The sequence below is a fragment of the Caulobacter sp. AP07 genome, from assembly GCF_000281955.1.
Classification (GTDB): domain Bacteria; phylum Pseudomonadota; class Alphaproteobacteria; order Caulobacterales; family Caulobacteraceae; genus Caulobacter.
On the sequence record NZ_AKKF01000131.1, the window covers coordinates 40,468 to 47,720 of the forward strand.

The following is a 7,253-nucleotide window of genomic DNA, read 5'->3' on the forward strand; positions in this document are numbered from 1 at the left end:
GCGGCCGCCGCCGAACCCCGCATAAGCTGGCGCCATGAACAGCCTTCGCCCCTCCCGCCGCCACGCCCTGGCCCTGGTCGCCTCGGCCGCCGCCATCCCGGCCTTCGCCGCGGAAACCGCCGCCCCCGAGGACTGGAAGGCCCTGGCCGCCGACGTCCGCTCCGAGTTCCAGTGGGCCTGGCGCGGCTATGTCGCCAAGGCCTGGGGCAAGGACGAGATCAACCCGGTCAGCGGCACGTCGTCGTCGTTCTTCGTCGAGGGCCACGACCTGGGCCTGTCGCTGGTCGAGGCGCTGGACACCCTGTGGATCATGGGGCTGGACGCCGAGTTCCAGGCCGGGGTCGACTGGGTGAAGGCCCATCTCGATTTCGATGTCGATGGGAACGCCCAGGTGTTCGAGACCAATATCCGCCTGGTCGGCGGCCTGCTGTCGGCCCACCTGGCCTGCGGCGACCCGGCGCTGCTGGTCAAGGCCAAGGATCTGGCCGACCGCCTGGTCAAGGCGTTCGAGGCCTCGCCCCACGGCCTGCCCTGGCGCTACGTGAACCTTCGCACCGGCGCGGTCAGCGACCCGGAGACCAACCTGGCCGAGATCGGCACCTACCTGTCGGAATTCGGGGTGCTGAGCCAGCTGACCGGCGACCGGCGCTATTTCGACATGGCCAAGCGGGCCATGCACCACGCCCTGGACCGCCGCTCGAAGATCGGCCTAATGGCCGCCAACATCCACGCCATGACCGGCGAATTCACCAGCCGCAACGCCAGCATCGACGTCTATGCCGACAGTTTCTACGAGTACCTGTGGGACGCCTGGGAGCTGTTCGGCGACGCCGACTGCAAGCGCTGGGCGCTCGAGACGGTCGACGCCCAGCTGGCCCACCAGGCCAAGCGCTACGACGGCCGGCTGTGGTTCCCGATGGTCGACTTCGAGACCGGCGCGGTGACCGCCACGGCCCAGAGCGAACTGGCCGCCTACTATGCCGGCCTGCTGGGTCAGGTCGGCCACAAGACCGAGGGCGACGACTACCTGGCCTCATTCACCGAGCTGCAGGCGACGTTCGGCGTCATCCCGGAATCGATCGACGTCGCCACCCGCCAGCCGCGCCGCAAGCAGACCGGCCTGCGCCCGGAATATCCCGACGCCTGCCTGAACCTGTGGCTGGAGGGCCGCGACGACCGCTATCGCCAGCTGGCCGCCATCCACTACCGGGAAATGAAGGCCACCAGCCGCGCGGCCTTCGGCTACACGGCGCTGAAGGACATCACCACCAGGCCGATGACCCAGGGCGACAACTGCCCCGGCTACTGGTGGTCCGAGCAGATGAAGTACTACTACCTGCTGTTCTCCGACACGCCGCGCATCGACTATGGACGGCTGCAACTGAGCACCGAGGCCAACGTGCTGCGGGGGTTCAGGAAGATTTGAGCCGGGACGTCCTGAGATTGCGGGTGGCGCGCCGAGCGCTATGGTGGCGCTTCGGGGGTAGTTCGATGTATCAGCGTATTGGTGTCTCGGTGGTCGCGATCCTGCTCGCGGCCGGTTCTGCCCAGGCGGCGTCCAAGCAGGTTCAATATGGTCCGCCTCCGGCCTGGGTCGTCCCCGCGCCGAAGACGACGGAAGCCCCCACGCCCGAAGGCGCGCCGATGCGCGTGGTCTACAACGACCTGCAGACGCGGCTGGGGCGCGACGGCGACGAGATGTACATTGCCTACCGGGTCAAGTTGCTGACGCCCGAGGCGCTGATGTTGGGCAACACGCGAGCGACGTGGAACGCCGGGTCCGACGACATCTTCGTCCACGCGCTGAAGATCTATCGTGGCGATCGCGTCATCGACGTGTTGGCCGACAACAAGTTTCAGGTCCTTCAGCGCGAGAACAACCTCGACTACGCCATGCTGGACGGCCAGATGACGGCCGTGCTGCAGACGCCGGGCTTGCAGGTGGGCGACGAGATCGTCTTCGCGGCCACCATCCGCCGCAAGGATCCCACTCTGGGCGACCGCTCGTACGGAGCGATCCAAATCCCGCCGACCGGACAGTTGGGCGCCTATCGCATGCGTCTGGTCTGGCCCGACGGCCGGCCGGTGCAGTGGCGGGCGACGCCCGACCTGGGGACCCTGTCGCCCGTCGCGAGCGACGACCGTAACGAGCTGACCTACGAGCTGCGCGATCCCAAGTCGGCCATCGTCGCCGACGGCGCGCCTTCGCGCGTGAACCTGCGCCGCACGATCGAGTATTCGGGCTTCACCAGTTGGGCGGACGTATCCCACCATGTTCAGCCGCTGTTCGACGGCGGCGCGACCTTGGCGCCAAATTCGCCGGTGCGGGAGGAGGCCCGCAAGATCGCCCAGCAGACCGGCGATCCGACCGCGCGCGCCGAGGCGGCTTTGCGGTTGGTGCAGGACCGCATCCGCTATGTCTATGTCGGCCTGGACGGCGGCAATTTCCGACCTGCTACGGCTGACGAGACCTGGAGCCGCCGCTTCGGCGACTGCAAGGCCAAGACCGTGCTGCTGATCGCCCTGCTACGCGAGCTGGGCGTGTCCGCCGAGCCGGTGCTGGGCAACACAGCGGGCGGCGACGGCACGAACGAACGCCTGCCTAGCCCGACGGTCTTCAACCACGTCCTGGTGAAGGCGACGATCGGCGGGCGCGCCTACTGGCTGGACGGTACGCGTATGGGCGACCGGGGCCTGGCGACTCTGCCGCCGCCGCCGTTCCGCTGGGCGCTGCCGGTGCGGTCCGGCACGGTCGATCTCGAGCCTGTCGCGGCCGAGCCGCCCGCCGTCCCCCAACTGGTCGAGGTCATCGCCATCGACGCCAGCAGAGGTCCTTCCGTTCCTGCCCGGTTCAAGGCCCAGCAGGTGATGCGCGGCGATGCGGTGGTCAACCTGCGCACCACGCTGGCCGGGCTGTCGCCCGATGACGCCGAGCGGCAGGAAAAGGCCTATTGGCGCCAGCAGCTGGACCAGGTCGAGCCCGACACGGTGACCTGGCGCTATGACGAGGCGCAGGGCGCGCTGATCCTGGCCATGGAGGGCGAGGGCAAGCCGGGATGGGAAGGCGACGCGGCCGACGGTCAGAGCCTCGACATCTACGGCGCGGGGTTCTCGCCGCCCGGCGAGTACAAGCGCCCCAAGGAGCAGGACCAGGCCGCGCCGTGGCTGACGGAATATCCACGCTACCGGTGCTGGGCCACGACGATCCGGCTGCCGCCGGCTGGACCCAAGCGGGCCTGGACCTATCGCGCCGAGCCGGTCAACCGTCGGCTGGGCGGTGTCGCCTACTGGCGTGAGGCCGAACTGCGCGACGGGGTCGTGCGCACGGTGATGAGTCGTCGCGTCTACACGCCCGAGATCACGGCGGCCGAGGCCAAGGCGACCAACGACGCTCTGCCGACGTTCGACAACAATATCTCGATCGTCTTCGAGGCCCCGGCCCGGCTGGTGAAGGCCGCGGGCCCCAAGCCGGTCGCGGGCGCGCCCGCGTTCGGGGTCAAGGACCCCGACGTCATCGACTGGTCCAGCCCCGACGCCCCTTGCGCCGCGCCCGCCGAGCCGCCGTCGCCGTCCTCGCCCAAGGCCGCGAAATAGGCCGGGACCGACCGTTCGGGAATGCTTGGGCCAACGCCCGCATCGGGGCGGGACGGCCGAGCTATCGCGAGGCCATCGAGCGGTCCGCCCGCGCCGCCGCCGTCTCCTCCAGGAACCAGTCCCGCAGCCGCAGGATCCGCGTCAGCTTGGGGCTGTCGGCGCGCCAGACGAAGTGGTGGCCGGTCTCGACCGCCACCTCGCCGGGGAAGGGCCGCACCAGGCGGCCGTCGCGCAGGTCGCGCTCCGACAGGCCGCTGCGGGCCAGGGCCACGCCCATGCCCTGGGCGGCGGCGTCGAGCATCAGGGCGGTGTCGTCGAACCGCAGGCCCAGGTGCAGCGGCGTCTCCTCCACCCCCATGGCCGACAGCCACAGGCTCCACGGCAGGCCGGTGTGACGCAGCAGCGGCACGTCGATCAGGTCGCGCGGGTGGGCGATGCCATGTACGCGCAGGAAGGCCGGGCTGCAGACCGGGAACAGGCGCTCGGTCATCAGGGTCACCGACTCCATGCCCGGCCACGGTCCGCGTCCGAAGCGCAGGGCGACGTCGGCGCCGTCGCTCGACAGGTCCGACACCCGGTCCTCGGCCCGCACGGTCAGGTCCGGCTCGCCGGTGTCGGCCGCCAGCCGGGCCAGGCGGGTGACCAGCCAGCGGCTGGCGAAGGCCGCGCCGGTGCTCACCACCAGCGGCCCGCGCGCCGCCTGGCTGGCCTCCTCGACGCCCAGCCGCAGGGTGGTCAGGGCGATCGTCACCTGTCCCGCCAGCCGCGCGCCGGTGGCGGTGGGGATCATGCTGTTGCCCTGGCGCAGGAACAGCTTGGCGCCCAGCTCGTCCTCCAGCTTGCGGATCTGCTGGCTGACCGCGCCATGGGTGACGTGCAGTTCGCGGGCCGCGCGGCTGTAGCTGCGATGACGGGCGGCGGCCTCGAGGGCGGTCAGGGTCAGGAACGGTGGCAGGCGCATGGGATGTTAGCTCCGCTGACAAGTTCGCGCAGATACCATCGTTCGTAAAGTCTGTCGTGCAGCGGCATCTTGTGGGTGCGGGCCAACTCGGCCCATCCCCTCTTGCTCACAGGTGATGTGATGAAGCTGCTGCTCATAGCCGGTATCGCCCTGCTCTCCCTGCTGTTCGCCTCGGCCGACAACCCCGGCTCGCCGGTCAAGGAAGAAGCCTTCGCCTGGGCGGCGGGCATCCCGATCGACAGCCCGAAGTGAAAGCGTTGCGAACACGCACCTACGGTCGTCATCCCCCGACTTGTTCGGGGGACCCAAGCTGAGTGGGCGATCTGGGGCGCTGCTTGGGTCCCCCGCATAAAGCGGGGGATGACGAGCGGAGAGGGGGCGGCGACCAAAGAAAAAGGCCCGGGATCACTCCCGGGCCTTCTCTATTCGCGAACCGCGAAAGCCTTACTTACCGGCCGCCGTCAGGGCGTCCATCAGTTCGGGCACGGCGGACTTGTAGTCGGCCACCAGGCCGTAGTCGGCGATCTGGAAGATCGGGGCGTCGCTGTCCTTGTTGATGGCGACGATGATCTTGCTGTCCTTCATGCCGGCCAGGTGCTGGATGGCGCCCGAGATGCCGATGGCGATGTACAGCGACGGCGCGACCACCTTGCCGGTCTGGCCGACCTGGTAGTCGTTGGGCGCATAGCCGGCGTCCACGGCGGCGCGCGAGGCGCCGACGGCGGCGCCCAGCTTGTCGGCCAGGGGCTCGATCACCTTCTGGAACTCCTCGGCCGAGCCCATGGCCCGACCGCCGGAGACGACGATCTTGGCCGCGGCCAGTTCCGGACGGTCCGACTTGACCATTTCCTCGGAGACGAAGCGGGTCTTGCCCGCGTCGGCGCCGGAGACGGTCTCGACCGGAGCCGAGCCGCCTTCTTCGGCCGCCGCGAAGGCGGTGGGGCGCACGGTGATCACCTTCTTGGCGTCGCTGGTCTGGACGGTTTCCAGGGCGTTGCCGGCATAGATCGGCCGCGTGAAGGTGTCGGCCGAGACGACCTCGACGATTTCCGAGATCGGGGCGACGTCCAGCTTGGCGGCGACCCGGGGGGCGAAGTTCTTGCCGCCGGCCGTGGCCGGAACCAGGATCGCGTCGTAATTGCCGGCCAGGGCCAGCACGGCGTCGGCTTCCGCCTCGGCCACGCCGTGGCCCAGGGCGTCGCTCTCGGCCAGCAGCACCTTGCGGACGCCGGTGATCTTGGCGGCGGCGTCGGCCACCGCCTTGGCGCCCTTGCCCAGGACCAGCACGTCCACGTCGGACGACAGCTTCAGGGCGGCGGTGACGGTCTTGTGGGTGCCATCGCGCAGGTGCGCGTTGTCGTTATCGGCGACGACGAGAACGGCCATTACAGCACCCCCGCGGTTTTGAGCTTGGAAACGAGGTCGGCGGCGGTCTCGAGCTTGACGCCCGCCGAGCGCTTGGCCGGTTCGACGACCTTGAGGACCTTGAGGCGCGGGGCGACGTCGACGCCGTAGTCGGCGACGGTCTTCTGCGCGATCTCTTTCTTCTTGGCCTTCATGATGTTGGGCAACGAGGCGTAGCGCGGCTCGTTGAGGCGCAGGTCGGCGGTGACCACGGCCGGCAGGTCGACGTCCAGCGTCTGCAGGCCGCCGTCGACTTCGCGGGTGACCTTGGCGGCCTGTCCGGAAACCTCGATGGCCGAGGCGTAGGTCGCCTGGGGCCAGCCCAGCAGGGCCGACAGCATCTGGCCGACCGCGTTGTTGTCGCCGTCGATCGCCTGCTTGCCCATCAGGACCAGGTCGGGCTTCTCCTCGGCCACCACGGCGGCCAGCAGCTTGGCCACGGCCAGCGGCTCGGGGTCGGCGTCGGTAGTGATCAGCACGCCGCGGTCGCCGCCCATGGCCAGGGCCGTGCGGATGGTTTCCTGCGCCTGGGCCGGGCCGATCGAGACGATGACCACCTCGGTGGCGACGCCCTTTTCCTTGAGACGCACGGCTTCCTCGACCGCGATCTCGCAGAAGGGATTCATCGACATCTTGACGTTGGCCAAGTCGACGCCGGTCTGATCGGGCTTCACCCGGACCTTCACATTGTAATCGATAACCCGTTTAACCGGGACCAGAACCTTCATCGGTCTACGCCGCCTCCTGGCTAGTTTTTCCTGCCTGCGGGGAGGCCATTACCGCGTCCACGCAGGTTTGCAAGTTTCCCCTGACGTAAACGTAATACGTTATCGGCAGGAGCGTTCAAACGATCGTAGGACACTTCCCGGCCCGCGTCTGCTGCGCCGCACACTGAAGCTGTCGGTTCCTTAGGGACGTGGCGCGGCCACTTAGCCTCTGGCCAGCCCGGCGGCGGGCGATTATGAGGCGCGCATGAAGAGCAACATCAAGCGCCTGCAGCTGATCTTCCTGGGCCTGTTCCTGGCCGGGTCCGCCAGTGTTTTCACCTACCACTATCTGTGGGTCTGGCCGAAGGCGCGCTGCGAGGCCAGGGGCCCCGACCATGCCTGGGCCGGCAAGTGGATGAAGTGCGCGACGATCATGCCGCTCGAAGTGCTGACGATGAAGCGCTCGACCACCCTGCCGCCGATCAACACCGACCCCAGGAAGATGGAAGCCCGCGCGGCGAAGTAGGAAGAAACCCTCTCCCGGAGGGGAGAGGGAGGGGCCCGCCGCGCAGCGGTGGGAGGGTGAG

Annotated in this window: 7 protein-coding genes; 4 read left to right on the top strand and 3 right to left on the bottom strand. The window is 68.9% G+C overall.

What is annotated here, in order from left to right:
- Window positions 1-34 precede the first annotated feature (34 nt).
- On the top strand, window positions 35-1,426 hold the full coding sequence (locus PMI01_RS09030) for a glycoside hydrolase family 47 protein (RefSeq protein ID WP_007667060.1): 1,392 nt from the start codon (window positions 35-37) through the stop codon (window positions 1,424-1,426).
- A 65-nt stretch (window positions 1,427-1,491) separates the two neighbouring features.
- Window positions 1,492-3,594 carry a DUF3857 domain-containing transglutaminase family protein gene (locus PMI01_RS26040; RefSeq protein ID WP_007667063.1) on the top strand — a complete coding sequence of 701 codons (2,103 nt, stop codon included), beginning with the start codon at window positions 1,492-1,494 and terminating at the stop codon, window positions 3,592-3,594.
- Between the two features lie 61 nt (window positions 3,595-3,655).
- Here PMI01_RS26040 and PMI01_RS09040 read toward each other — a convergent pair whose 3' ends face one another.
- Complete coding sequence (locus PMI01_RS09040; protein ID WP_007667065.1) at window positions 3,656-4,555, bottom strand: LysR substrate-binding domain-containing protein; 900 nt, start codon at window positions 4,553-4,555, stop codon at window positions 3,656-3,658.
- A 120-nt stretch (window positions 4,556-4,675) separates the two neighbouring features.
- Between PMI01_RS09040 and PMI01_RS28055 the strand changes: the two genes are divergently transcribed.
- Window positions 4,676-4,807, top strand: a complete 132-nt coding sequence (locus PMI01_RS28055) for a hypothetical protein (RefSeq protein WP_007667067.1) — start codon at window positions 4,676-4,678, stop codon at window positions 4,805-4,807.
- Between the two features lie 192 nt (window positions 4,808-4,999).
- Here PMI01_RS28055 and PMI01_RS09045 read toward each other — a convergent pair whose 3' ends face one another.
- Both PMI01_RS09045 and PMI01_RS09050 read right to left on the bottom strand, forming a co-directional pair.
- On the bottom strand, window positions 5,000-5,941 hold the full coding sequence (locus PMI01_RS09045; protein ID WP_007667068.1) for an electron transfer flavoprotein subunit alpha/FixB family protein: 942 nt from the start codon (window positions 5,939-5,941) through the stop codon (window positions 5,000-5,002).
- Entirely contained in the window at window positions 5,941-6,687 is a 747-nt protein-coding gene (locus PMI01_RS09050; RefSeq protein ID WP_007667070.1) for an electron transfer flavoprotein subunit beta/FixA family protein, read from the bottom strand. Before PMI01_RS09050 ends, PMI01_RS09045 begins: the two co-directional genes overlap by 1 nt.
- Window positions 6,688-6,931: 244 nt before the next feature.
- Here PMI01_RS09050 and PMI01_RS09055 point away from each other — a divergent pair, with 244 nt between their 5' ends.
- Entirely contained in the window at window positions 6,932-7,192 is a 261-nt protein-coding gene (locus tag PMI01_RS09055) for a hypothetical protein (RefSeq protein WP_007667075.1), read from the top strand.
- Window positions 7,193-7,253 lie beyond the last annotated feature (61 nt).

Bases quoted from the DNA above. Each gene is read 5' to 3' on its own strand.
- PMI01_RS09030 (WP_007667060.1), top strand. From the start codon at position 35: ATGAACAGCCTTCGCCCCTCCCGCCGCCACGCCCTGGCCCTGGTCGCC.
- PMI01_RS26040 (WP_007667063.1), top strand. From the start codon at position 1,492: ATGTATCAGCGTATTGGTGTCTCGGTGGTCGCGATCCTGCTCGCGGCC.
- PMI01_RS09040 (WP_007667065.1), bottom strand. From the start codon at position 4,555: ATGCGCCTGCCACCGTTCCTGACCCTGACCGCCCTCGAGGCCGCCGCC.
- PMI01_RS28055 (WP_007667067.1), top strand. From the start codon at position 4,676: ATGAAGCTGCTGCTCATAGCCGGTATCGCCCTGCTCTCCCTGCTGTTC.
- PMI01_RS09045 (WP_007667068.1), bottom strand. From the start codon at position 5,941: ATGGCCGTTCTCGTCGTCGCCGATAACGACAACGCGCACCTGCGCGAT.
- PMI01_RS09050 (WP_007667070.1), bottom strand. From the start codon at position 6,687: ATGAAGGTTCTGGTCCCGGTTAAACGGGTTATCGATTACAATGTGAAG.
- PMI01_RS09055 (WP_007667075.1), top strand. From the start codon at position 6,932: ATGAAGAGCAACATCAAGCGCCTGCAGCTGATCTTCCTGGGCCTGTTC.